The organism is Streptomyces bobili (genome assembly GCF_002154575.1).
Lineage (GTDB): Bacteria > Actinomycetota > Actinomycetes > Streptomycetales > Streptomycetaceae > Streptomyces > Streptomyces bobili.
This window is the reverse complement of sequence record NZ_MUBA01000210.1, coordinates 1-24109: the sequence shown is the minus strand read 5'-3', so window position 1 is coordinate 24109 and position 24109 is coordinate 1. Positions and strand designations below refer to the sequence as shown.

30 protein-coding genes are annotated in these 24109 nt (G+C 72.6%); 24 read left to right on the top strand and 6 right to left on the bottom strand.

Going from position 1 to position 24109, the window contains the following annotated elements:
• The 7 genes from BZL64_RS17935 to BZL64_RS17905 form a co-directional block, all read left to right on the top strand.
• Nucleotides 1-276 (top strand): sigma factor-like helix-turn-helix DNA-binding protein (locus BZL64_RS17935; protein WP_279634602.1); only part of this gene is annotated, 276 nt, incomplete at its 5' end.
• A 108-nt stretch (nt 277-384) separates the two neighbouring features.
• Entirely contained in the window at nt 385-1218 is an 834-nt protein-coding gene (locus tag BZL64_RS17930) for a M55 family metallopeptidase (protein ID WP_086770201.1), read from the top strand.
• Nucleotides 1211-2515, top strand: coding sequence for a M20/M25/M40 family metallo-hydrolase (locus tag BZL64_RS17925; protein ID WP_086770200.1), 1305 nt, complete (start codon nt 1211-1213; stop codon nt 2513-2515). The genes BZL64_RS17930 and BZL64_RS17925 overlap by 8 nt, the downstream gene beginning before the upstream one ends.
• A 32-nt stretch (nt 2516-2547) precedes the next feature.
• Nucleotides 2548-4539, top strand: a complete 1992-nt coding sequence (locus BZL64_RS17920) for a prolyl oligopeptidase family serine peptidase (RefSeq protein WP_086770199.1) — start codon at nt 2548-2550, stop codon at nt 4537-4539.
• Nucleotides 4536-5459, top strand: coding sequence for a S66 peptidase family protein (locus BZL64_RS17915; protein ID WP_086770198.1), 924 nt, complete (start codon nt 4536-4538; stop codon nt 5457-5459). The genes BZL64_RS17920 and BZL64_RS17915 overlap by 4 nt, the downstream gene beginning before the upstream one ends.
• Before the next feature lie 122 nt (nt 5460-5581).
• The gene (locus tag BZL64_RS17910) at nt 5582-5842 is read left to right on the top strand and encodes a LapA family protein (protein ID WP_086770203.1); all 261 of its coding nucleotides are present in this window, start codon (nt 5582-5584) and stop codon (nt 5840-5842) included.
• Nucleotides 5843-5862: 20 nt separating this feature from the next.
• On the top strand, nt 5863-6444 hold the full coding sequence (locus BZL64_RS17905; protein ID WP_086770197.1) for a GNAT family N-acetyltransferase: 582 nt from the start codon (nt 5863-5865) through the stop codon (nt 6442-6444).
• 42 nt (nt 6445-6486) lie between these two features.
• Here the strand turns inward: BZL64_RS17905 and BZL64_RS17900 are convergent, their stop codons facing one another.
• On the bottom strand, nt 6487-6837 hold the full coding sequence (locus BZL64_RS17900; protein WP_086770196.1) for a VOC family protein: 351 nt from the start codon (nt 6835-6837) through the stop codon (nt 6487-6489).
• A 103-nt stretch (nt 6838-6940) separates the two neighbouring features.
• Here BZL64_RS17900 and BZL64_RS17895 point away from each other — a divergent pair, with 103 nt between their 5' ends.
• Nucleotides 6941-7435: a phage holin family protein gene (locus BZL64_RS17895; RefSeq protein ID WP_086770195.1), complete on the top strand. Its 495-nt coding sequence runs from the start codon at nt 6941-6943 to the stop codon at nt 7433-7435.
• A 24-nt stretch (nt 7436-7459) separates the two neighbouring features.
• On the opposite strand, the gene BZL64_RS17890 is transcribed toward BZL64_RS17895, so the two are convergent.
• Nucleotides 7460-8413 (bottom strand): LLM class F420-dependent oxidoreductase, encoded by a 954-nt coding sequence (locus tag BZL64_RS17890; protein WP_086770194.1) that lies wholly within the window; start codon nt 8411-8413, stop codon nt 7460-7462.
• A gap of 201 nt (nt 8414-8614) precedes the next feature.
• Between BZL64_RS17890 and BZL64_RS17885 the strand changes: the two genes are divergently transcribed.
• The 13 genes from BZL64_RS17885 to BZL64_RS17825 all read left to right on the top strand — a co-directional run bounded on the left by BZL64_RS17885 (nt 8615) and on the right by BZL64_RS17825 (nt 18577).
• Nucleotides 8615-10189, top strand: coding sequence for an NAD(P)/FAD-dependent oxidoreductase (locus BZL64_RS17885; RefSeq protein WP_086770193.1), 1575 nt, complete (start codon nt 8615-8617; stop codon nt 10187-10189).
• 4 nt (nt 10190-10193) lie between these two features.
• Nucleotides 10194-12050 (top strand): transketolase, encoded by a 1857-nt coding sequence (locus tag BZL64_RS17880; RefSeq protein ID WP_086770192.1) that lies wholly within the window; start codon nt 10194-10196, stop codon nt 12048-12050.
• A gap of 28 nt (nt 12051-12078) precedes the next feature.
• A complete protein-coding gene (gene ligD, locus BZL64_RS17875) occupies nt 12079-13044 on the top strand; it encodes a non-homologous end-joining DNA ligase (RefSeq protein WP_086770191.1) in 966 nt (321 codons plus the stop codon).
• Nucleotides 13045-13177: 133 nt separating this feature from the next.
• Nucleotides 13178-13570, top strand: a complete 393-nt coding sequence (locus BZL64_RS17870) for a gas vesicle protein GvpO (RefSeq protein ID WP_086770202.1) — start codon at nt 13178-13180, stop codon at nt 13568-13570.
• Nucleotides 13571-13648: 78 nt separating this feature from the next.
• Complete coding sequence (locus BZL64_RS17865) at nt 13649-14077, top strand: gas vesicle structural protein GvpA (RefSeq protein WP_086770190.1); 429 nt, start codon at nt 13649-13651, stop codon at nt 14075-14077.
• A complete protein-coding gene (locus tag BZL64_RS17860) occupies nt 14074-14826 on the top strand; it encodes a GvpL/GvpF family gas vesicle protein (RefSeq protein WP_086770189.1) in 753 nt (250 codons plus the stop codon). Before BZL64_RS17865 ends, BZL64_RS17860 begins: the two co-directional genes overlap by 4 nt.
• Nucleotides 14827-14854: 28 nt before the next feature.
• Nucleotides 14855-15118: a gas vesicle protein GvpG gene (locus tag BZL64_RS17855; RefSeq protein WP_086770188.1), complete on the top strand. Its 264-nt coding sequence runs from the start codon at nt 14855-14857 to the stop codon at nt 15116-15118.
• Entirely contained in the window at nt 15115-15807 is a 693-nt protein-coding gene (locus tag BZL64_RS17850) for a DNA primase (RefSeq protein ID WP_086770187.1), read from the top strand. The genes BZL64_RS17855 and BZL64_RS17850 overlap by 4 nt, the downstream gene beginning before the upstream one ends.
• The gene (locus tag BZL64_RS17845) at nt 15804-16898 is read left to right on the top strand and encodes an SRPBCC family protein (protein ID WP_086770186.1); all 1095 of its coding nucleotides are present in this window, start codon (nt 15804-15806) and stop codon (nt 16896-16898) included. Before BZL64_RS17850 ends, BZL64_RS17845 begins: the two co-directional genes overlap by 4 nt.
• Entirely contained in the window at nt 16895-17236 is a 342-nt protein-coding gene (locus BZL64_RS17840) for a gas vesicle protein (protein ID WP_086770185.1), read from the top strand. Before BZL64_RS17845 ends, BZL64_RS17840 begins: the two co-directional genes overlap by 4 nt.
• Nucleotides 17233-18108 carry a GvpL/GvpF family gas vesicle protein gene (locus BZL64_RS17835; protein ID WP_086770184.1) on the top strand — a complete coding sequence of 292 codons (876 nt, stop codon included), beginning with the start codon at nt 17233-17235 and terminating at the stop codon, nt 18106-18108. Before BZL64_RS17840 ends, BZL64_RS17835 begins: the two co-directional genes overlap by 4 nt.
• The gene (locus BZL64_RS17830) at nt 18105-18293 is read left to right on the top strand and encodes a gas vesicle protein (protein ID WP_086770183.1); all 189 of its coding nucleotides are present in this window, start codon (nt 18105-18107) and stop codon (nt 18291-18293) included. The genes BZL64_RS17835 and BZL64_RS17830 overlap by 4 nt, the downstream gene beginning before the upstream one ends.
• Nucleotides 18290-18577: a gas vesicle protein K gene (locus BZL64_RS17825; RefSeq protein WP_086770182.1), complete on the top strand. Its 288-nt coding sequence runs from the start codon at nt 18290-18292 to the stop codon at nt 18575-18577. Before BZL64_RS17830 ends, BZL64_RS17825 begins: the two co-directional genes overlap by 4 nt.
• A gap of 54 nt (nt 18578-18631) precedes the next feature.
• Here BZL64_RS17825 and BZL64_RS17820 read toward each other — a convergent pair whose 3' ends face one another.
• Both BZL64_RS17820 and BZL64_RS17815 read right to left on the bottom strand, forming a co-directional pair.
• Nucleotides 18632-18802, bottom strand: a complete 171-nt coding sequence (locus BZL64_RS17820; RefSeq protein WP_086770181.1) for a hydrophobic protein — start codon at nt 18800-18802, stop codon at nt 18632-18634.
• Nucleotides 18803-18846: 44 nt separating this feature from the next.
• Nucleotides 18847-19668 carry a class I SAM-dependent methyltransferase gene (locus BZL64_RS17815; protein WP_086770180.1) on the bottom strand — a complete coding sequence of 274 codons (822 nt, stop codon included), beginning with the start codon at nt 19666-19668 and terminating at the stop codon, nt 18847-18849.
• 267 nt (nt 19669-19935) lie between these two features.
• Between BZL64_RS17815 and BZL64_RS17810 the strand changes: the two genes are divergently transcribed.
• The 3 genes from BZL64_RS17810 (at nt 19936) to BZL64_RS17800 (ending at nt 22800) form a co-directional block, all read left to right on the top strand.
• A complete protein-coding gene (locus BZL64_RS17810) occupies nt 19936-20622 on the top strand; it encodes a histidine phosphatase family protein (RefSeq protein WP_086770179.1) in 687 nt (228 codons plus the stop codon).
• Between the two features lie 42 nt (nt 20623-20664).
• Nucleotides 20665-22284: an ABC-F family ATP-binding cassette domain-containing protein gene (locus BZL64_RS17805; RefSeq protein ID WP_086770178.1), complete on the top strand. Its 1620-nt coding sequence runs from the start codon at nt 20665-20667 to the stop codon at nt 22282-22284.
• Between the two features lie 183 nt (nt 22285-22467).
• A complete protein-coding gene (locus tag BZL64_RS17800) occupies nt 22468-22800 on the top strand; it encodes a DUF6158 family protein (protein WP_244205380.1) in 333 nt (110 codons plus the stop codon).
• A 54-nt stretch (nt 22801-22854) separates the two neighbouring features.
• Here the strand turns inward: BZL64_RS17800 and BZL64_RS17795 are convergent, their stop codons facing one another.
• Nucleotides 22855-23397, bottom strand: coding sequence for a type 1 glutamine amidotransferase domain-containing protein (locus tag BZL64_RS17795; RefSeq protein ID WP_086770177.1), 543 nt, complete (start codon nt 23395-23397; stop codon nt 22855-22857).
• Nucleotides 23398-23465: 68 nt separating this feature from the next.
• Nucleotides 23466-23846: a DUF2795 domain-containing protein gene (locus BZL64_RS17790; RefSeq protein WP_086770176.1), complete on the bottom strand. Its 381-nt coding sequence runs from the start codon at nt 23844-23846 to the stop codon at nt 23466-23468.
• Nucleotides 23847-24109 lie beyond the last annotated feature (263 nt).

Here is a 24109-nt window from a genome sequence, read left to right as displayed (position 1 = left end):
CCGGACTGGCGGCCGGCCGCCGAACTCGCCCAGCCGCGCGGACTGCCCGGCTTCGACGACGGAGTCGTCCTGATGGACCTGCTCGCCGCACTGCCCGCGGACCGGCGCCGGGCCTTCGTCCTGACCCAGCTCCTCGGTCTGTCCTACGAGGAGGCGGCCCGCCGTGCCGGCTGCCCCGTCGGCACGGTCCGCTCCCGAGTGGCCCGTGCCCGCGCCACCCTGACGGGCCTGCTGGCCGAGGCCGAGCGGCGGGCGGCGGCCCCGGCGGCGGCCTGAGCGGGGCGGACGGGCGCGGTGCGGCGTGCCCGCGGGGGGCGCTCCCGCGGCGGTGGTGAGGGAGCCCGTTAAGCTCAGGGGGTTTTCCCGGAGAGGACGGTCGTGGGTATGAAAATCCTGATCAGCGCGGACATGGAGGGCGCCACCGGTGTCACCTGGCCGGCCGACGTGCTGCCGGGGACGCCGCAGTGGGAGCGCTGCCGGGAGTTCTTCACCTCCGACGTCAACGCGGCCGTTGTCGGGTTCTTCGACGGCGGCGCCGACGAGGTGCTGATCAACGAGGCGCACTGGACGATGCGCAACCTGCTCCTGGAGCGGCTCGACGAGCGGGCGCAGATGCTGACCGGGCGGCACAAGTCGCTGTCCATGGTGGAGGGCGTCCAGCACGGCGACGTCGACGGCATCGCGTTCGTCGGCTATCACGCGGGCGCCGGCGCGGAGGGCGTCCTCGCCCACACCTACCTCGCCAACTCCATCACCGGGGTGTGGCTGAACGGCGTACGGGCCAGCGAGGGGCTGCTCAACGCGCGGGTCGTCGCGGAGTACGGGGTGCCCGTCGTGCTGGTCACCGGTGACGACGTGGCCTGCGAGGACGCCCTCGGGTACGCGCCCGAGGCGATGAAGGTCGCCGTCAAGGACCATGTGTCGCGGTACGCGGCGGTCTGCCGGACCCCGGCCAGGACCGCCGCCGACATCCGCGCCGCCGCCAAGGAGGCGGCATCGCTGGCGGTCCGTCAGGAACCGGTGGACGGGGGGCCGTTCACCGTCGCCCTGGAGTTCGACGCCGAGCATTTGGCGATGGCAGCGACGGTGGTGCCCGGCGTGGCGCGGACCGGGGAGCGCAGGGTCGACTACACCAGCGGCACCATGTACGAGGGCATTCGCACGTTCAAGGCGGTCACGACACTCGTCTCGGCCGCGGTGGAGGAGCAGTATGGCTGACGGGCAGGCGAGGGACGAGGTCGTGCGGTTCACCTCCGACCTCATCCGGATCGACACGACCAACCGGGGCGGCGGGGACTGCCGGGAGCGGCCCGCCGCCGAGTACGCGGCACAGCAGCTCGCCGGGGCAGGCCTGGAGCCGACGCTGCTGGAACGCACTCCGGGCCGCACCAACGTGGTCGCCCGCATCGAGGGCACCGACCCGTCCGCGGACGCCCTGCTCGTCCACGGTCACCTGGACGTGGTGCCCGCCGAGGCCGCCGACTGGAGCGTGCACCCCTTCTCGGGCGAGGTGCGCGACGGCGTCGTATGGGGGCGCGGCGCGGTCGACATGAAGAACATGGACGCGATGATCCTCGCCGTGGCCCGGTCCTGGGCCCGCGAGGGCGTCCGGCCCCGGCGTGATCTCGTCATCGCCTTCACGGCCGACGAGGAGGCCAGCGCCGAGGACGGTTCCGGATTCCTCGCCGACCGCCATCCCCACCTCTTCGAGGGCTGCACCGAGGGCATCAGCGAGTCGGGCGCCTTCACCTTCCACGACGGCGCCGGGCGCGAGATCTACCCGATCGCCGCCGGGGAACGCGGCACCGGCTGGCTGAAGCTGACCGCGCGCGGACGCGCCGGGCACGGCTCCAAGGTCAACCGGGAGAACGCGGTGACCCGGCTGGCCGCCGCGATCACCCGCATCGGCGAGCACGAGTGGCCGCTGCGGCTCACCCCGACGGTGACGGCCGCGCTCACCGAACTCGCCGCCCTGTACGGCATCGAGGCCACCCTGGACGAGGTGGACGCCCTGCTGGAGAAGCTGGGCCCGGCGGGCAAGCTGGTCGAGGCGACCGTCCGCAACAGCGCCAACCCGACCATGCTGGACGCCGGTTACAAGATCAACGTGATTCCGGGGGAGGCCGTGGCGTACGTCGACGGCCGGTATCTCGCGGGCTGCGAGGACGAGTTCCGCGCCACCCTCGACGCGTTGACCGGGCCGGACGTGAGCTGGGAGTTCGCGCACCGCGAGGTCGCGCTGCAGGCGCCGGTGGACTCGCCGACGTTCGCGAAGATGCGTACGGCCGTCCAGGAGTTCGCGCCGGAGGGGGCCGTGGTGCCGTACTGCATGTCCGGTGGCACGGACGCCAAGCAGTTCTCGCGGCTCGGGATCACCGGCTACGGCTTCGCGCCGCTGAAGCTGCCCGAGGGCCTCGACTACCAGGCCCTCTTCCACGGGGTCGACGAACGAGTCCCGGTCGAGGCGCTGCACTTCGGCGTCGACGTGCTCGACCGCTTCCTGCGCACGGCCTGATCCGAACGAAAGACCCTGAGGAGCGGACAGACATGCGGATCCTGCCGTACGGTGCCTGGCCCTCGCCCCTGGACGCGGCGCTCGCCGCCGCGCACGACGGGCGTCCCGAGTACGTCGGTTTCGTCGGCGACGAGGTGTGGTGGACGGCGCCCCGCCCGGCCGAGGGCGGCCGGCGCACCCTCGTGCGACGCCGCGAGGACGGCACGGAGGAGTCCGTCCTGCCCGCGCCGTGGAACGTGCGCAGCAGGGTCCACGAGTACGGCGGACAGCCCTGGGCGGGCGAGGTGCGGGAGGGCCGGACCCTGGTGGTGTTCGTGCACTTCGCCGACCAGCGGCTGTACGCCTGGGAGCCCGGCGGCGAGCCCCGTCCGCTGACGCCCGTGTCGGGGGTGGGCGGCGGACTGCGCTGGGCGGAGCCGCGGTTGCGGCCCGGTCTCGGCGAAGTGTGGTGCGTGCTGGAGGAGTTCACCGGCGAGGGTCCCACCGAGGTGCGGCGCGTCCTGGCCGCGGTGCCGCTGGACGGCTCGGCTGCGGGGGACCGCGGCGCGGTGCGGGAACTCACGGACGACCGGCGGCGGTTCGTCACCGGGGCGCGGCTGTCGCCCGACGGGCGGCGGGCCGCGTGGCTGGCCTGGGACCATCCGCGGATGCCGTGGGACGGGACGCGGGTGCTGGTCGCCGAGGTCGGTGCCGACGGCACGTTCGGCGATCCCGAGGTGGTGGCGGGCGGGCCGGAGGAGTCGATCGCCCAGGTCGAATGGTCGACAGATGGCTGTCTACTGTATACAAGCGACCGTATGGGCTGGTGGAACCTGTACCGGGACCACCACCCCGTCTGTCCGCGCGAGGAGGAGTTCGGCGGACCGCTCTGGAAGCTCGGCCACCGCTGGTTCGCCCCGCTGACGGACGGCACCGTCGCCGTCGTGCACGGCCGCGGGGCCGCCGCCCTCGGCGTCCTGGACCTGGAGACCGGCGAGGTCGTCGACGTGGCCGGACCCTGGACCGAGTTCGCCCCCACCCTCGCCGTGCACGGCGAGACGAGCGAGAGCGGGCTCCCACCGGCCGCGGGATCGGGCCGGGTCGTCGCCGTCGGCGCCAGCCCCCGCAGCGCCCACGAGGTCGTCGAACTGGACACCCGGACCGGCCGCGCCCGGGTGATCGGCGCCGCCCATGACGACACCGTCGATCCCGCCCACTACCCCGAGCCCCAGATCCGTGTCTTCACCGGCCCCGAGGGCCGCGAGATCCACGCCCACGTCTACCCGCCGCACAACCCCGGTTGCGTCGCCCCCGGCGCCGAACTGCCGCCGTACGTCATCTGGGCGCACGGCGGGCCCACCGACCGGTCCCCGCTGGTGCTGGACCTGGAGATCGCCTACTTCACCTCCCGCGGCATCGGCGTGGCCGAGGTCGACTACGGCGGGTCGACCGGCTACGGGCGCGCGTACCGGGACCGGCTGCGCGGGCAGTGGGGCGTGGTCGACGTCGAGGACTGCGCGGCCGTCGCCCTCGCGCTCGCCGACGAGGGCACCGCCGACCGCGACCGGCTGGCCGTCCGGGGCGGCAGCGCGGGCGGCTGGACCGCCGCCGCCTCGCTGACCGGCACCGACGTCTACGCCTGCGGCACCATCCTCTACCCCGTCCTCGACCTCACGGCCTGGGCCACCGGCGAGACCCACGACTTCGAGTCGCGCTATCTCGACACCCTCGTCGGCCCCCTCGGCGAGGTGCCCGGCCGCTACCTGGAACGCTCGCCCGTCGAGCACGCCGACCGGATCGGCGTACCGTTCCTGCTGCTCCAGGGCCTCGACGACGTGATCTGCCCGCCCGCGCAGGCCGAACGGCTCATCGCCCGCATCGCCGGCCGCGGGGTGCCGCACGCCTACCTGGCCTTCGAGGGCGAGGGGCACGGCTTCCGGCGGGCCGAGACGGTGGTGCGCGCCCTGGAGGCCGAACTGTCCCTGTACGCGCAGGTGTTCGGGCTGCGGGTGCCCGGCATTCCCACCCTGGAGCTGGCGAAGTGAAGGACCTCCTGCGGCCGTCCCGGCTCGCTCCCGGCGCCCGTGTGGCCGTCGTCGCGCCCAGCGGACCCGTCGTCGAGGAGCGGCTCCAGGCCGGCCTCGACCTGCTGCGCGGCTGGGACCTCGACCCGTTCGCCGCACCCCATGTCCTGGACCGGCACGGCGAGTTGGGCTACCTGGCCGGCACCGACGCCGAGCGGGCGGCCGACCTCCAGCGCGCCTGGTGCGACCCGTGCGTCGACGCGGTGATCTGCGCGCGCGGCGGCTACGGCGCCCAGCGCGTGGTCGACCTCCTCGACTGGGACGCGATGCGGGCCGCCGGGCCGAAGGTGTTCCTCGGCTTCAGCGACAGCACCACCCTGCACGAGGCGTTCGCCGTCCGCCTCGGCCTGGTCACGCTGTACGGACCCGTCGCCGCCGGCATCGACTTCGTGAAGAACGCCCGCGCTCAGGAGCACCTGAGAGCCACGCTGTTCGCCCCGGAGACCGTGCGCATCCTGACCTCGGACGGCACCGCCCTCGCCCCCGGCCGAGCCCGCGGCGTCACCCTCGGCGGCTGCCTCGCCCTCCTCGCCACCGGGTACGGCACCCCGCACACCCGGCCCGGCGCCCGCGGCGGACTGCTGCTGCTGGAGGACGTGGGGGAGCGGCCGTACGCCGTCGACCGGGCGCTGACCCAACTCCTGCGCACCGGCTGGCTCGACGGCGTCGCCGGGATCGCGCTGGGCTCCTGGGCGCAGTGCGGGCCCTACGAGGAACTGCGGCCGGTACTGGCCGACCGGCTCGGCGGGCTCGGTATCCCGGTCGTCGAGGAACTCGGCTTCGGTCACTGCGACGGGGCCCTGACCGTGCCCTTCGGCGTCACCGCGGAACTCGACGCCGACACCGGCACGCTCACCCTCGACGCGCCGGCGCTGAGCTGACGCGGACGGCCCGGCCGGTCACCCCGAGGGGGCCCGGCGGCCGACGCTGGGTGGAGACGGCCCGTCACCCGTGGGCGGCCCTCGCCGCGCGTGCGGGTGCCCGCAGGGCCACCCTGGTCGGTATGAGCCCGAAGACCTCCGAGAGCGGCGGGGCGAGCGGTGGCAGGACCGGCGGCAGTGGCGGCGCGCCGGCGCCCGCCCGGATCACCGTCCTGGCCCTCGTCGTCCTCGCCCTGATCTTCATCTTCGAGAACACCGGCGCCACCCGGATCACGCTGCTGGTCCCCGAGGTGACGGTGACGGTGCCGCTGTGGACGGCGATCCTCGCCACCGGGGCCGTCGGCGCGCTGTGCGGGGCGTACGCCGCCAAACGGCGCGGCTGACGCCGTCGTACGCTGGCCCGATGCCGCACATCGCATCCCGCCACCTCGCCGAGGGCCCCCGCGTGGGCATACGCCACTTCACCTACGCGGACGGCGACGAGTTCACCGCACGGGTCCGCGAGAGCAAGGACCTGCACCGTCCGTGGCTGTTCCCGCCCGCCGGCGCCGAGGCGTACCGGGCCTACGCGGGACGCCTGATCAAGGACCCCACGAAGGCCGGGTTCCTCGTGTGCACCCTGGACGACGGGGCCGTCGCCGGGTTCATCAACATCAACAACATCGTCGAAGGCGGTTTCCAGTGCGGCGCCCTCGGCTACGGCGCCTTCGCGCACGCCGCCGGGCGCGGACTGATGCGCGAGGGCCTCGACCTCGTGGTGGGCCACGCCTTCGGGCCGATGCGGCTGCACCGGCTGGAGATCAACGTGCAGCCCGGCAACGCGGCCTCGATCGCGCTGGCGCGCTCCTGCGGGTTCCGCCTGGAGGGCTTCTCCCCGAAGATGATCTACATCGACGGGGACTGGCGCGATCACGAGCGGTGGGCGCTCACCGCCGAGATGCGCTCCCCGCGATCCACACGCTCGGCGGCGCGCCCTTCCGGGTGAGCGGTGCTGAGCCGACGGTCCCGCGGGCCGGCGGGCCCGTTCTCACGCCGGACGGCGGTCCACGTACTCGTACACGGAGCCGTCCGGGTGCCGCACGATCAGGTTGCGGCCGGCCGGAGTCGCCACCGGGCCCGCGATGATGTCCGCGCCCAGCTCGCCGAGCGTTCTGAGCGCCTCGTCCACGTCCGTCACGGCGATCGTCGCCGCGACCTTGCGCAGCAGCTCCAGCTCCATGGCGGGACCGCTCATCAGCAGGAAGCAGCCGACCGCCGCGACCTGCACGCCGCCGCGCTCGAAGCGCAGTGCCTCAGTACCCGCGAGGCGCTCGTAGAAGGGGACGGCGGCTTCCAGGTCATCGACGCAGACACGCAGGGTGGCTCCCAGAATGTTCATGCGGGGAGCCTAGTTGGGCAGGCGCGCGGTGGAGATCCCTTCACCCGATCCCCTCGGTGGCGCGGCGGCGTTACCGGCCGGGGGCCCCGGGTACCCGCACGGAATGGAGCGTATCGATCACCTGGAGCATCTGGACAAGCACCTCGTCGACGAACTGGCGCAGGTGGCGCGCGAGACCATCCGCGAGGAACTGCGCGAGCAGACCCGCAAGCAGCGGCGTACGGCGATGCTGTACGCCGCCTCCGGAGCGCTCGCCCTGTACGCGGGGGCCGCTCTCGCGCTGGCCGTGGGCCTCGCCCTCGGCATCGGGCTGCCCGACTGGGCCGCCGCACTGATCACCGCGGCGATCCTCGGCGTGCTGGCGTACGTCCTGCGCGGCGCCGCCCGCCCGCACCCGCGCCCGGCCGACCACGGCCACCCGGCCCACCACGGCGCCCACCACGGCGCCGCGGACGCCGCACAGCCGCCGCCCGTCGTACCGCCCGCCGGGGCGGCCACCGGCCTCGGCGCGCCCTACCCGCCGATGCCGCCGACCCCGCCCGACGAGGCGCCGCGGCCCGGCGGCATCGACCCCGAGGCGCCGCACCACCGGGCCTGAACGTCGATCGCCCGGTCGATCCCCTCAGGGCAGTTGCGGCAGCACCTTCGTGCGGTAGAAGTCGAAGAAGCCGCGCTGGTCGGGGCCGATCTGGTTGACGTAGATCCGGTCGAAGCCCGCGTCGGCGAACGCCTTCAGCGCCGTCACGTGGTCGTCCACGTCGTCGCCGCACACCGTGTTCTCGGCGACCATCTCCTGCGTGATCAGCGGCTCCAACTGCTCGAAGTGGCTCGGGGTGGGCAGCACCTGGCCCATCTCGCCGGGCAGCAGCTGGTTCGACCACAGCTTGCGGACCGTACGGACCGCCTCCTCGCGGTCGAGGCCGTAGCAGACCTTCGTGCCGCCGCTGACGAGCTTGGCGCCGCCGCCGCCCTTGCGGAACTGCTCCACCATCGCGTCCTGCGGCATCATCGTGATGTAGCCGTCGCCGACCCGCGACGCGAGGGAGGTCGCCTTGGGGCCGAAGCCGGAGATGTCGATGGGGACCGGCTCGTCCGGGACGGTGTAGAGGCGGGCGTTCTCCACCGTGTAGTGGGTGCCGGCGTGGTTGACCTCCTCGCCGGTGAACAGCCGCCGCATGACCTGGATCGCCTCCTCCAGCATGTCCAGACGTACGTGCGTGGGCGGCCACGCGTCGCCCAGGATGTGCTCGTTGAGGGCCTCGCCCGAACCGACGCCCAGCCGGAAGCGGCCGCCCGTCATCACCGCGCTCGTCGCGGCGGCCTGCGCCACCACCGCCGGGTGCATCCGTACGGTCGGGCAGGTCACGGCCGTCTCGATGGGCAGCGACACCGCCTCCGACAGCGCGCCGATCACCGACCAGACGAAGGGGCTCTGGCCCTGCGCGTCGTTCCACGGGTGATAGTGGTCGGAGATCCAGAGCGCCGTGAATCCGGCCTGCTCGGCCATTCGCGCCTGTTCGACCAGGTCCGCGGGGCCGAACTCCTCGCAGGACAGGAAATAGCCGTACTCGGGCATGGGGGGTACCTCCGCGGTGGTGCGGCGGGTGGGCGGTCGCCGTCCGGGTTACCCCGCGCGCGGGCCGGAAACCGGGCCGACCACGGGGGACCCGGCGGGCCCGGCGGAACGTTTGGCGGGCCCGGCCCGGGGGACGCGGAAATCTCCCGTACGACACACTTCCCCGCGGCCCCGACGGCGTGGGGGTCACCGGAGGCGAACGTGAGTCGACCCCGCATCGTGATCGTCGGAGCCGGCTTCGCCGGGTACCGCACCGCCCGCACCCTCGCGCGGGCGGCCCGCGGCCGGGCCGAGATCACCCTGCTGAACCCGACCGACTACTTCCTGTACCTGCCCCTGCTGCCCCAGGTGGCCGCCGGCATCCTCGAACCGCGCCGGGTCACCGTCTCCCTCGCCGGCACCCTGCCCGACGTACGGCTCGTGCTCGGCGAGGCCGGCCGCATCGACCTCGACGGGCGCACCGTGCACTACACCGGCCCCGAGGGGGAGCGGGGCAGCCTCGGCTACGACCGGCTGGTGCTGGCCGCCGGCAGCGTCAACAAGCTGCTGCCGATCCCCGGCGTCGCCGAGCACGCGCACGGCTTCCGCGGCCTGCCCGAGGCGCTCTACCTGCGCGACCACGTGACCCGCCAGGTCGAACTGGCCTCCTCCGACGGCGAGGGCCCGCTCTGCTCCGCGCGCTGCACGTTCGTGGTGGTCGGCGCCGGCTACACCGGCACCGAAGTCGCCGCGCAGGGGCAGCTGTTCACCGACGCCCTGGTGCGCGCCCACCCCCTGCGCAAGGGCATGAGGCCGCGCTGGCTGCTCCTCGACGTCGCCGAACGCGTCCTGCCCGAACTGGACGAACGGCTCTCGGGCACCGCCGACCGGGTGCTGCGCGAGCGGGGCGTCGACGTGCGGATGGGGACCTCCGTGAAGGAGGTCACCCCGGACGGAGTCCTGCTCACCGACGGCGAGTTCGTCGGCACCCGCACCCTCGTGTGGTGCGTGGGCGTACGGCCCGACCCCCTCGCGGAGTCCCTCGGACTGCCCATGGAGCGCGGCAGGCTCCTCGTCGAGCCGACCCTCCAGGTGCCGGGCAGGCCCGAGGTGTTCGCCTGCGGTGACGCCGCCGCCGTACCCGATCTGGAGAAGCCGGGAGCGTACACGCCGATGACGGCGCAGCATGCCTGGCGGCAGGGCAAGGTCGCCGGGCACAACATCGCCGCCTCGCTGACCGGGCGCGAGCTGCGGCCCTACCGGCACAAGGACATGGGCTTCGTCGTCGACCTCGGCGGGGTCAAGGCCGCCGCCAACCCGCTGGGCATCCCGCTGTCGGGCCTGCCCGCCGGGGCGGTCACCCGCGGCTACCACCTGGCCGCCATGCCCGGCAACCGGGTGCGCGTCGCGGCCGACTGGCTGCTGGACGCCGTACTGCCGCGCCAGGCGGTCCAGTTGGGCCTCGTACGGTCCTGGTCGGTGCCGCTGGACACGGCGTCGCCGGAGCTGGCGCGGGTGCCGGACGGGCGGGAGCGGCGGGAGACGGACACGGCGTCCGGCGGAGCCGGAGCCCCCTCGGCCGGTGGCCGCAAGGCGGTGGGCGGCGGTGGCGGTGACGACACCTCCCGCACGATCACCTCGCCGACACCCGAACCGGTGCGGAGCGAGCCGGCGAAGAGGAACCGTCAGGCCGCGAAGCCCGCGGAGCACCGGCAGGACGCGGAGCAGTCACGCCCGCAGCCCGCCCCGACACGGTCCGCCCCGACGCGTTCCGCCCCTCAGGAAGGAGACCGGTAACCCGATGGACACCGCCGAACTCACCGAACTCGGACAGCAGTTGAGGGTGGACGGCGTCCGTGCCTCCGCCGCCGCGGGGTCCGGGCATCCGACGTCCTCGATGTCCGCCGCGGACCTGATGGCCGTCCTGCTGGCGAACCACCTCCGCTACGACTTCGACCGCCCCGCCCACCCGGCCAACGACCGTTTCGTCCTCTCGAAGGGGCACGCCTCCCCGCTGCTGTACGCGGCGTACAAGGCGGCCGGAGCCATCGACGACGACGAACTCCTCAGCTTCCGCGAACTCGGCAGCCGCCTCGAAGGACACCCCACCCCGCGGCGCCTGCCCTGGGTGGAGACGGCCACCGGCTCGCTCGGCCAGGGGCTGCCGGTGGGTGTGGGCATCGCCCTGGCGGGCAAGCGGCTGGACCACTCCGAGCACAGGGTGTGGGTGCTGTGCGGGGACAGCGAGATGGCCGAGGGGTCGGTGTGGGAGGCCGCCGAACACGCGGGCCACGAGCACCTCGACAACCTCACCGTGATCGTCGACGTCAACCGGCTCGGCCAGCGCGGCCCCACCCGGCACGGTCACGACCTGGACGCCTACGCCCGCCGCTTCCAGGCCTTCGACTGGCACACCGTCGAGGTCGACGGGCACGACGTGGACGCCGTCGACCGCGCGTACGGCGAGGCGCTCTCCACCAGGGGCCAGCCCACCGCGATCCTCGCCCGCACCCTCAAGGGCAAGGGCGTCGAGGCCGTCCAGGACCGCGAGGGACTGCACGGCAAGCCGCTGCCGGACGCCGACGAGGCGATCGCGGAACTCGGCGGGATCCGCGGTCTGCGCGTGCGGGTGCACGAGCCGCCCGCCACCCGCATGCTGCACTCCGTGCCCACCGGCCGCCTCGACCTGCCCCGCTGGGAGAAGGGCGACCCGGAGAAGGGCGTCGCCACCCGCGACGCCTTCGGGCAGGCCCTCGCCGCCCTCGGCACCGCCCGCGGGGACGTCGTGGCCCTCGACGGCGAGGTGGGCGACTCCACCCGCACCGAGTTCTTCGCCAAGGACCACCCCGACCGTTTCTTCGAGTGCTACATCGCCGAGCAGCAGCTCGTGGCGAGCGCGGTCGGCATGGCCACCCGCGGGTGGGTGCCGTACGCCTCCACCTTCGCGGCGTTCCTGACCCGCGCCCACGACTTCGTGCGGATGGCCTCCATCAGCGGCGCCGGGATCAACCTGGTCGGCTCGCACGCCGGGGTGGCGATCGGGCAGGACGGGCCCTCGCAGATGGGCCTGGAGGACCTGGCGATGTTCCGGTCCGTGCACGGCTCGACCGTCCTGTACCCCTGCGACGCCAACCAGACGGCCCGGCTGGTCGCCGCCATGGCCGGGCTCGACGGCATCCGCTATCTGCGCACCTCGCGCGGCGAGAGCCCGGTGATCTACGGGCCCGACGAAGAGTTCCCGGTGGGCGGGAGCAAGGTGCTGCGTTCCTCCGGCGGCGACCGGCTGACCGTCGTCGCGGCCGGTGTCACCGTGCACGAGGCACTGAAGGCAGCCGACGCCCTGGCCGCCGACGGCGTCCCGGTCCGGGTGATCGACCTGTACTCGGTCAAGCCCGTCGACCGGGCCACCCTGCGGCGGGCCGCCGAGGAGACCGGCTGCCTCCTGACCGTCGAGGACCACCACGAGGAGGGCGGCCTCGGCGACGCCGTTCTCGACGCCTTCACCGACGGGCGCCCCGTGCCACGCCTGGTGCGGCTGGCCGTGCGCATGATGCCCGGTTCGGCGACGCCCGGCGAGCAGCTGCGCGCGGCGGGCATCGACGCCGACGCGATCGCCGCCTCCGCCCGGCTGCTGGTGGAGACGGCAGTCGTCCCGTGAGGGTGCGGGTGGAGAGGGCGGTCGTTCGATGAGCGACAGCGGTCGTCCGGTGGGTGACGGAGGCCGTTCCGCCGGTGACGGCGTCCGGACGCTGCGTGCCGGACGCCGTACGATCGAGGTCCACCGGCCGGACAAGGTGCTCTTCCCGGCCGGTGCCGACGGCAGGGAGTACACCAAGGGCGATCTGGTGGCCTACTACCGGTCGGTGGCCGCGTTCATGCTGCCGCAGCTGCGCGGCCGGCCGCTGATGCTCGAACGGCATCCGGACGGCGTCGACGGTCCCCGGTTCATGCAGAAGAACACCCCCGAGCACTACCCGGAGTGGATCACCCGGGTGGAGGTCGCCAAGGAGGACGGCACCGTCCTGCACACCGTGTGCGACGACGTGGCCACCCTTCTCTACCTCGCCGACCAGGCCTGCCTCACCCTGCACCGCTGGCCGGCACGGGCCGGCCGGGCCGACCGTCCGGATCTGATGATCTTCGACCTCGACCCGTCCGGCGACGACTTCGAGGCCGTGCGGGAGGCGGCCCGACAGCTCGGCGAACTGCTCGACGAGGTGCGGCTGCCCTCGGCGCTGATGACGACCGGCTCACGTGGACTGCACGTGGTCGTCCCGCTGAACGGACGGCACGGTTTCGACGAGGTGCGGGCCTTCGCGCGCGACACCGCCGACCTGCTCGCCGCCGAGCACCCGGACCGGCTGACGACCGCCGCCCGCAAGAAGGACCGCGGTGGGCGGCTCTACCTCGACGTGCAGCGCAACGGCTACGCGCAGACCGCCGTCGCCCCCTTCACGGTGCGCGCCCGGCCGGGCGCGCCCGTCGCCATGCCTCTCACCTGGGACCAGCTCGACGACCCCGGCCTCGGCCCGCGCCGCTGGACCATCGCCGACGCCGTCGAGCAGGCCCGCACCGAGCCGTGGTCCGGGGTGAACAGGCGAGGCCGGGCCCTGGGACCGGCCAGGCGCCGCCTCGACGCGCTGCGTGGCTGACCGCACACCCTCCGTGCGCACACCCCCGTCCGCACACCGTCCGTGCGCGGGCCGTCCGGCCCGTGCCGCGCACGCGTACGCCTGTGAAGGTTTGACGAGGGACCTTGCGGCCACCCGGAAGGGAGAGGTGGTCATGGCGAACACGAGAAGCACCAACGGTGCGACAGAGAAACGGACTTCACCGAAGGCCCCGAAGGGCGGGGCCCAGGACGACGACGACCGCGACGGCAAGGACGAGACGGTGACGGACGACCGGCCGAGCCCGATGGACGTGCTGCGCCAGGCGCGCGCCCAGCTGGCCGAGCTGACCGGCATGACCGCCGAGAGCGTCTCGTCGTTCGCGCAGACCGCGGACGGCTGGTCCCTGGAGGTCGAGGTCCTCGAACTGGAACGGGTGCCCGACACGATGAGCCTCATGGCGAGCTACGAGGTGGAACTCGACCCGCAGGGGCAGCTCACCGGCTACCGGCGCGTCCGCCGGTACGAACGCGGGCGGGCCGACACCCACCGGCCCGGCGGCCGGTAGGCCCGTAGGCCTGTACGCCCGGCCGGACACGGTACGGGTTCGAACACCACTCACCACATACAAGGAGGTGCGGTCGGCATGACCGTGGTCCCGGCACAACAGTCCGGTGGTGGAGGCGGCTCCAGCGGCCTCTACGACGTACTGGAACTTGTTCTCGACAGGGGGCTGGTCATCGACGCCTTCATACGGGTCTCTCTGGTCGGCATCGAGATCCTGAAGATCGACGTACGCGTCGTCGTGGCCAGCGTCGACACCTATCTGCGGTTCGCCGAGGCGTGCAACCGCCTCGACCTGGAGGCGGGCCCGCGCAAGAGCCCCGGCCTGCCCGAGATCGTCGGCGACGTCACCGAGTCCGGTGCGCGCGGCAAGTCGAAGGGCGCGCTGTCCGGCGCCGCCGAGACGATCTCCGGTGCCTTCAAGCAGGCCCGTGAGGAGAGCGGCGAGCCCGAGTCCAGGCCGCGTCCGCGCAAGGCGACCTCCGCACGCCGGAAGGAGGAGCAGGAGTGAGCACGTATGTCTACGGCGTCACCGCCGCTTCGCACCCGGCCCTCCCGGAGGGCCTGGCCGGCGTGGGGGAGCCCCCGCTGCCGGTGCGGGTGCTCCGCGCCGGCGACCTGGCGGCGATCGTCAGCGACACCCCGGAGAACCTGCGGCCCAAGCGCCGCGACCTGCTCGCCCACCAGGCCGTCCTGGGCGAGACCGGAGCGGCGGGCTGTGTGCTGCCCATGCGGTTCGGCAGCGTCGCCCCCGACGACGACGCGGTCACCGGGGTGCTCACCGAGCGCGCCGAGCACTACCTGGAGCGGCTGAGGGCCCTGGAGAACAAGGTCGAGTACAACGTCAAGGCCTCCCATGTGGAGGAGGCCGTACTGCACCAGGTCATGGCGGACAGCCCCGAACTGCGCGCGCTGGCCGAGGCCAACCGGCAGGCGGGCGGCGGCACGTACGAGCAGAAGCTGCAGCTCGGCGAGATGGTGGCCGCGGCGGTCAAGGCGCGGGAGGCGGAGGACGCGGCGGAGATCCACCGGCTGCTGGAACCCCTCTCGACGGGGGTCGAGCCGGGCCCCGAGTCCACCGGCTGGCTCGCCAACATCTCCTTCCTCGTGGACCGCGACGAGGCCGCACGGTTCCTGGAGACGGCCGAGGGACTCCGTGCGGCCCACCCTCATCTCGAGGTGCGGGTGAACGGCCCGCTGCCTCCGTACAGCTTCGTCGAACCCGGCCCCGCGAAGCCGGCCGTCCCGGCGGCCGAGTAGCGGGCGCGCAAGCGGAAGGAGCAGGGAGATGGGCCTGATCTCAGAGGTGCTGCTGCTGCCCTTCGCCCCGGTGCGCGGTACCTCCTGGGTGATCCAGCAGGTCGTACGGGAGGCCGAGCGGATCTACTACGACCCCGCCACCGTGCGGGCCGAACTCTCCCGGCTGGAAGAGCAGTTGGGGGCGGGAGAGATCACGGAGGAGGAGTTCGACCTGATGGAGGACGAACTCCTCGACCGGCTGGACATCGCCATGCGCAGGAGCGCGGGAACCGACGACGGGACGGCACGATGAACCGAGTGGGACTGGGCCTCGCGATAGGGGCCGGATACGTCCTGGGACGTACGAAGAAGATGAAACTGGCCTTCGCCGTGGGCTCGATGGTCGCGGGCAAGCGGCTGAACCTGACCCCGCGCGCGCTGGCCGACGTGGTGTCCCAGCAGCTGAAGGACAACCCCCAGTTCAAGGAGATCGGCGACGAGCTGCGCCAGGACCTGCGCGGGGTCGGCAAGGCGGCTTCCGGCGCGATGGTCGAGCGCCAGATGAACGCCCTCGCCGACCGGCTGCACAGCCGTACGGGCCAGGTCCGCGACCAGCTCCAGGGAGTCGTCCCCGACGTGGGCACCCGGAAGGACGCCGAGGAGAGCGGGAGCGGCGGGGGCGGCAAGGACGACAGGGCGACGGACGAGGAGTACGAGGAGTACGACGAGCCGGAGTCCGCGCGCGACGAGGACGAGGGCCGGGACGGGGACGCGGACGAGGGCCGGGACGGGGACGCGGAGGATGCCGCGGACGACGGCGAGGAGCGTCCGCGCAGGAAGGCACCGGTGAAGGCGTCGGCGAAGAAGGCGGCGGCGAAGAAGACCGCGAAGAAGGCCCCCGCCAGGACGTCGCCCGCGCAGAGGACCGCGGCGTCGGCCCGCAAGACGGCCGAGAAGACCACGTCACGGGGCCGGCGCCCGAAGGGAGGCGGTGAGCGATGACCGAGACCCTCGGATCGGCCACGTCAGCGGCCGGCGGAACCGCAGGCAAGGCGGCCGGCGGCAACCCGCTGACGGGGGTCGCGCAGAGCGAGGCCGCCGACCGGCTGAAGGCGGAGGTGCAGGAGTACCTCGCCGCGCAGACCGAGCGCGTGCTGGCCGGCGTAGGCCGCAAGCTCGGCGAGACCACCGTGAAGCTGAACGACATCGCCGACGGCAAGAGCCCCGGCTTCGGCAAGCTCGCCCTGGACGGCGGCCGCAAGCTCGCCGACGGCAAGGGCCCGGTGCGCACCGCGCTCGAACTCGGCGCCTCCCGCGCCAAGGACAGCGTCACCGGCGCCCTGAAGAACCTGGGCGGCGGCAAGGGCAAGCGCAAAGGCGGCTCGGGCAGCAAGCCCACCGTCATCATGGAGCAGATCGACGTGGGCGTGCCGCTGCGTACCGCCTACGACCAGTGGACCCAGTACCAGGACTTCAGCACCTTCGCCAAGGGCGTCAAGAGCGCGAGCCGCGCCGACGACACCACGAGCGACTGGCAGCTGAAGGTGTTCTGGTCCAACCGGAGCTGGAAGGCGACGACCACCGAGCAGCTCCCGGACGACCGGATCTCCTGGACGTCGGAGGGTGCCAAGGGCACCACCAAGGGTGTCGTCTCCTTCCACCGGATCGCCGACAGCCTCACCCGCGTCCTGCTGGTCATCGAGTACTACCCGGTCGGTCTGTTCGAGAAGACCGGCAACATCTGGCGTGCCCAGGGCCGCCGTGCCCGCCTCGACCTGAAGAACTTCGCCAGGTTCGTCACACTCAAGGGAGAGGCCGAGGACGGCTGGCGCGGCGAGATCCGCGACGGCGAGGTCGTCCGCTCCCACGAGGACGCGCTCGCCGAGGAGGAGAGCGAGTCCGAGGAGTCCGAGGAGTCCGAGGAGAGGTACGACGAGGACGAGCCGGAGGGCGAGTACGACGAGGAGGAACCCGAGGGCGAGTACGAGGAAGCCGACGAGGCCGAGGAGGAGGGTGAGCCGGAGAACGAGTACGAGGAGGCCGACGAGTACGAGGACGAGCCCGCGTACGACGAGGACAGGAGCCGGCGATGAGCATGGCGGGCCGGATGCCGGAACCGTACGGCCAGAGCAGCGGCGCCAACCTCGCGGACATCCTGGAACGGGTCCTCGACAAGGGCATCGTCATCGCCGGTGACATCCGGATCAACCTGCTCGACATCGAACTGCTCACCATCAAGCTCCGCCTCATCGTCGCCTCGGTCGACAAGGCCAGGGAGATGGGCATCGACTGGTGGGAGGACGATCCGGCCTTGTCCACCCGTGCCAGGCGCGACCAGCTCACGCGGGAGAACGCGGAGCTGCGGGAGCGGCTGGCCCGGCTGGAGGAACTGCAGCCGGGCCGCACCCCCACCAGGGAGGAGGCACCGTGACCGCACTGCGGTACGTGTACGCCGTCTGCCGGCCCCTCGCCGCCCCGCTCCAGGCGGAGTTGACGGGCGTGGCGGGCGCACCGGCCAAGCTGCTGCACCACCACGGTCTGATCGCCGTCGTCAGCCAGGTGCCCGAACGGGACTTCGCCGAGGAGCCGCTCCGCGCCCACCTGGAGGATCTGGACTGGCTCGCCGCCACCGCGCGCGGTCACCAGCAGGTGATCGACGCGCTGACGGCGGTCACCACGCCGCTGCCGCTGCGGCTCGCCACCGTCTTCCGTGACGACAGCGGCGTCCGCGTGATGATCGAGGAGCGTGAGGAGGTCTTCCTGCGCACCCTGGACCGGCTGGAGGGGCGCGTGGAATGGGGCGTGAAGGTGTACGTCGAGCCCACCGGCCAGGAGGAGAGCGCCGGCCCCGACCGGCCGGCGCCGAAACCCGCCTCGGGCCGCGACTATCTCCGGCAGCGGCGCGTCAAGGCGCGGGAGCACGAGGACACCTGGCAGCGGGCGGAACGGTTCGCCGGCCGGTTGCACTCCCTGTTGTCGGAGCATGCCGAAGCGGCCCGTCTTCACGCACCGCAGAACTCCGCCCTCTCCAAGGCCTCGGGACAGAACGTACTGAATGCCGCCTATCTGGTGCCCCGCGCCAAATCCGAGGAATTCGTGGAAATCGTGGACCGCACGAAGGGTGAGGAACCCGGAATGCGCGTCGAACTCACGGGCCCGTGGGCGGCCTATTCCTTCGTCGAGCCCGCGGCGGCCGAGGGAACGCACGTCGCCGAGGGAACGCAGGCCGCCGAGGGGACGCACACTGCCGAGGGGACGCACACCGCCGAGGGCGCCGGGAGTGCCGCCGGGGAGGGCTCATGACCGTCGTGGAGCGCCGTGAGGTCGCCCTCGTCGACCTGCTCGACCGGCTGCTGGCCGGCGGCGTCGTCATCACGGGCGACATCACCCTGCGGATCGCGGACGTCGACCTGGTCCGTATCGACCTGAACGCCCTGATCAGCTCGGTGAACGAGAATGTTCCGTCGCCCTGGAGGGACCTTTCGTGAGCACGCCGCGCAAGCGTCATCTCGACCTCGAACCCGACACCGTCGAGCGCGACCTGATCAAGCTCGTGCTGACCGTCGTCGAACTGCTGCGCCAGCTGATGGAACGGCAGGCGCTGCGCCGCTTCGACCAGGGCGATCTGTCCGAGGAGCAGGAGGAGCGGATCGGGCTCACGCTGATGCTGCTCGACGACCGGATGACGGAACTGCGCGAGCGGTACGGCCTGCGGCCCGAGGACCTGAATCTGGACCTCGGGCCGCTCGGGCCGCTGCTGCCCCGGGACTGAGAAAGTCTCCGGATATTCAGAATGCTCGGAACATCCGGGGTTCCCGGGGCTGATTCACCACCTGTACCAACGGCCCCGGCCGCCCGCCGCGGTGGTTCCGCGCATCAGGAATCCCAGGAGCCAGAGAACGAGGACCGCGATCGCGATCCACCACAACACATCCACCGCGAATCCGGCACCGAAAAGGATCAGCACCAGAAGCAGTACCAGCAGAATGGGAACCATAGTTTCGAACCTCCTGCTGTCCCGTGTTTCCCTGAATTCGTGATTCAGGCGTCCTTTCTGCACAGAATTTCTCCGTGCAGAACGGCGAACCAGCCGTCCTCCCGCTTTCCCCATTCCCGCCAGGCGTCGGAGACGGCCCGCAGCCGTACGGCGTCGGCGTGGCCGCCCGCGGTGGCGCGTTCCGCGTAGGCGGAGGCCAGGGTGCGGTCGGCCCACAGGCCGCTCCACCAGGCCCGCTCGTCGGCGGCGCCGAAGGTCCAGGTGGCCGAGGTGGCGGTGATGTCGGTGAAGCCCGCCTCCAGGGCCCAGGACTTCAGCCGGCGTCCGGCGTCGGGCTCCCCGCCGTTGGCGCGGGCCACCGTGCGGTACAGGTCCAGCCAGTCGTCCATCCCGGCGGAGGCGGGATACCAGGTCATGGCCTCGTAGTCCGCGTCGCGGACGGCGACGTACCCGCCGGGCCGGGTGACGCGGCGCATCTCGCGCAGCGCCTGCACGGGGTCGCCGACGTGCTGGAGCACCTGGTGGGCGTGGACCACGCAGAACGTGTCGTCGGGGTACTCCAGGGCGTGTACGTCGGCGACCGCGAAGTCGATGTTGGTCAGGCCGCGGGCGGCGGCCGTGGAGCGGGCCTGCTCCAGGATGCCGGGCGCGTGGTCGACACCGGTGACGTGCCCGTCGGGGACCAGTTCGGCCAGGTCGGCGGTGATGGTGCCCGGACCGCAGCCGATGTCCAGGATCCTCATGTGCGGCTTCAGTGAGTCGAGCAGGTACGCCGCCGAGTTGGCTGCGGTCCGCCAGGTGTGCGACCGCAGTACCGACTCGTGGTGTCCGTGCGTGTAGACGGCGCTCTCCCGTGCTCCCGGCATGGCTCAGCCCTTTCTCGACGGCCCTGTCCCCGGGCTCGGTTGGGCCCGGGGGCTGACGTGTGCCACCGTACGCAGGCAACCGCATGCTGAGACAGTTCGTTCTGGGATATGGACTGATGGTGCGTCAGGAAGGGCGTGGCCGTGGTGGGTCCGGGTCGGGGCTCAGCGAGGCGAGCCCTCGCCGGGTCGACGTCCGGGCCATGGCCCGCGGGTACCCTTCAGGGGCCGCTTCCCGCGCGGGGCGGCACGACATCAAAGGGTGAGCGCATGCGTCTGCTCCTGGTCCGCCACGGCGAGACTCCCTCCAACGTGGACCGGCTGCTGGACACCGCCGTCCCCGGCCCCGGCCTGACACGGCTCGGCGAGCGGCAGGCCGCCGCCCTGCCCGAGGCCCTCGCCGGCGAGGACATCGACGCCCTGTACGCCTCCACGCTGGTGCGTACCCGGCTCACCGCCGCGCCGCTGGCCGCCGCCCACGGCCTGGACGTCCTCGTCCGCGACGGCATCCGGGAGATCACCGCCGGTGACCTCGAACTCCTGCCGGGCGACTCCGAGCCGGGCGAGCGGTACATGCGCACGGTGTTCGCCTGGGCGGCCGGGGACGTACGGCTGCGCATGCCGGGCGGCGAGAGCGGCACCGAGTTCCTGGAGCGTTACGACGCCGTGGTCGCCGAGGCCGCGGCGAGCGGGGCCCGTACCGTCGCCCTGGTCAGCCACGGCGCCGCGATCCGCACCTGGACGGCCGCCCGAGCGCTCAACGTCGACGTGCCCTTTGCCGCCGCCCACCCGCTCGCCAACACCGGCGTGATCGTCCTCGACGGCTCCCCGTCCGACGGGTTCAAGGCCCTGACCTGGGCGGGCGCGACCGTGGCCCCCGCGGGCGAGGGCGGACCCGCCGGTGAGCCGCTCGGCCCGGCCGGACGATCCGACGGCCTGCGGGGACCGCGCCCATAACGGTTTGCCGCATCCGGTGCGCGGACCGCAGAATGCACCCTCATGGGACATCTGGAAGCCGCGCACCTCGAGTACTACCTCCCCGACGGGAGGACCCTGCTCGGTGATGTGTCCTTCCGGGTGGGTGAAGGGGCCGTCGTCGCGCTGGTCGGACCCAACGGCGCCGGCAAGACGACCCTGCTCCGGCTGATCTCCGGCGAGCTGAAACCGCACGGCGGGACGGTCACCGTCAGTGGCGGGCTCGGCGTGATGCGTCAGTTCGTGGGCTCCGTACGGGACGAGACGACCGTACGCGACCTGCTCGTGTCGGTGTCCTCGCCGCGCATCCAGGAGGCCGCGAAGGCTGTCGACAGGGCCGAGCACGCGATCATGACCGTGGACGACGAGGCCGCGCAGATGGGTTACGCGCAGGCCCTCTCCGACTGGGCCGAGGCGCACGGCTACGAGGCCGAGACGCTGTGGGACATGTGCACGACGGCCGCCCTCGGCGTGCCCTACGACAAGGCGCAGTTCCGTCAGGTGCGCACCCTGTCGGGCGGTGAGCAGAAGCGGCTGGTGCTGGAGGCGCTGCTGCGCGGCACCGACGAGGTGCTCCTGCTCGACGAGCCGGACAACTACCTCGACGTGCCCGGCAAGCGGTGGCTGGAGGAGCGGCTGAAGGAGACCCGCAAGACGGTCCTCTTCGTCTCCCACGACCGCGAACTCCTCTCCCGCGCCGCGGAGAAGATCGTCTCCGTCGAGCCGGGACCGGCCGGCGCCGACGCCTGGGTGCACGGTGGCGGCTTCGCCACCTACCACGAGGCCCGGCGGGAACGCTTCGCCCGCTTCGAGGAGTTGCGCCGCCGCTGGGACGAGAAGCACGCCCAGCTGAAGAAGCTCGTCCTGAGCCTCCGTCAGGCCGCGTCCATCAGCCACGAGTTGGCCTCCCGCTACCAGGCCGCCCAGACCCGGCTGCGCAAGTTCGAGGAGGCCGGTCCGCCGCCCGAGCCGCCGCGCGAGCAGGACATCACCATGCGCCTCAAGGGCGGCCGGACCGGCGTGCGGGCCGTCACCTGCAAGGGACTTGAGCTGACCGGCCTGATGAAACCGTTCGACCTGGAGGTCTTCTACGGCGAACGGGTCGCCGTCCTCGGCTCCAACGGCTCCGGCAAGTCGCACTTCCTGCGCCTGCTGGCCGGCGACACCGTGGCGCACACGGGGGAGTGGAAACTGGGCGCGCGGGTCGTCCCCGGCCACTTCGCGCAGACCCACGCGCACCCCGAGCTGCTCGGCCGGAAGCTGCTGGACATCCTGTGGCAGGAGCACTCCCAGGACCGGGGCGCGGCGATGTCCCGGCTGCGCCGCTACGAGCTGACCCAGCAGGCCGAGCAGGCCTTCGACCGGCTGTCCGGCGGCCAGCAGGCCCGGTTCCAGATTCTGCTGCTGGAGCTGGAGGGCGTCACCGCCCTGCTCCTCGACGAGCCGACCGACAACCTCGACCTGGAGTCCGCCGAAGCTCTCCAGGAAGGACTGGAGGCCTTCGACGGCACCGTCCTCGCCGTCACCCACGACCGCTGGTTCGCCCGCTCCTTCGACCGCTACCTGGTCTTCGGCAGCGACGGGCGGGTCCGCGAGACCCCGGAGCCGGTGTGGGACGAGCGCCGCGTGGAGCGCGTCCGCTAGGACGTGGCGTCCGCCGCGAGGTGACGCTCGTCAGGGGTGCTCTCGGTGTGCCGGGAGGTGCGGACGCGGACGGAGGGCCCAGGAGCCGGAATGTTCGTACAGTGGAGGCAGAGACGCGAGATCCATGGCTCCTCCCGGACATCGGCCGGATGTCTGTGCGCCCCCGGCGGGTACTCGGGCCCCATGGACGAACACGACGAGTGGGGCACCACGATGACCGGAGTCGACCCCGACCGGCTGGACGACCAGCAGCTCATGAAGGAGCTGGAGACGATCCACCGCACCCGCCACGACACCCTCCTGCACGGTTCGAACGACGCCCTGCGCGCCCACAACGACCGGATGGCGAAGCTGGAGGGCGAGTACCTGCGCCGCAACCCGCGCCGCTTCGTCTCGCCGGGCCGTACCCGCGACGGCGCCCGGGAACGCACCGGGAAGGCCGACGGTACGGACCGCTCGGGCACCCCGGTCGGCAAGTGGGGCCCCGGCACGGCAAACGGCCCCGGCAGGCCCTGAAACACCTGCCGGAACCGTTTTCCCGACGTCACCCGGGGTGGCCGGTCGAGCCGCTCAGGCGGCTTCCCGGGCGAACACGTCCAGATACGTTTCGCAGAACGCCTTCAGATCGTCCGGCCTGCGGCTGGTCACGAGCTTGTTCGGCCCGTGGTCGCAGACCTTGACCTGCTCGTCCACCCAGGTACCGCCCGCGTTGCGGATGTCCGTCCGCAGGCTGGGCCACGAGGTCAGCACCCGGCCGCGTACGACGTCCGCCTCGACCAGCGTCCACGGGGCGTGGCAGATCGCGGCGACCGGCCGGCCCTGCTCGAAGAACGCCTTGACGAACGAGACCGCATGGTCGTCGGTACGCAGGAAGTCGGGGTTCGCGACCCCGCCCGGCAGGACGAGCCCGCCGAAGGAGTCCGCCGACGCCCGCCCGGCCACCTCGTCGACGGGGAACGTGTCCGCCTTGTCGAGGTGGTCGAAGGCCTGGACCTCACCCGGCTCGGTCGACACCAGCACGGGCTCGTGTCCCGCGTCCTTCGCCGCCTGCCAGGGGTCGGTCAGCTCCACCTGCTCGACGCCCTCGGGGGCCGTCAGAAACGCGATGCGCATGATCGTTCAACGTCCTTTCCTGGTATGGCCGTGATGGTGATGGTGACGGGTGACCGGACCGGGCCCGCTCACGTGCCGCCTTTCGTCAGGGTCCGGGCCAGTTCCTGCACGGTGGTGTAGCGCTGCTTGTCCGGGAGCCGGCGCACCGCGTCGACGAGCGCGTCCGGCGCGTGCTTGCGGCGCAGGGTCCGGGCCAGCTCCTGAGGGCCGGCCGGGAAGGCGCTGCGGCCCAGGATGCGGGCCAGCTCCAGACGTACCGTCGCCAGCGACGCCCGCGCGTCCCCCGGCACCACCGGTCCGCCCCAGACCGCCGGATCGTCCTCGGCGGACGGTTCGGGGTCGTGCCATTCCTCGGACCGTGTGGGGTGCCCGGACCTGAGCAGGCCCTGCAGTTCGTGCTTCATCTCGTCGTCCCGGTGGACACTCAGCCGGTCGCTGCCTCGCTGCATGTGTCTCCCTCCAGATCCTCGGGTGCGGGCCCACCGCGTACCCGGCGCACGGCAACCGACACGAGGTCCCGCCCGCCGGAGTCGCGGACGCGGTCACCTCCGCTCGCGCCCCGGCAGGAACTCCTGCACCTTCGCCTTGAAACCCTGCTTCAGCACCGAACCCCGGTCCGCGTCGCCCCGCAGGATCGACGCGGCCGTCGACTCCATCTGCTCCCAGGTCGCGTGCGGCGGGACCGGCGGCACCGCCGGTCCCGCCGCACGCG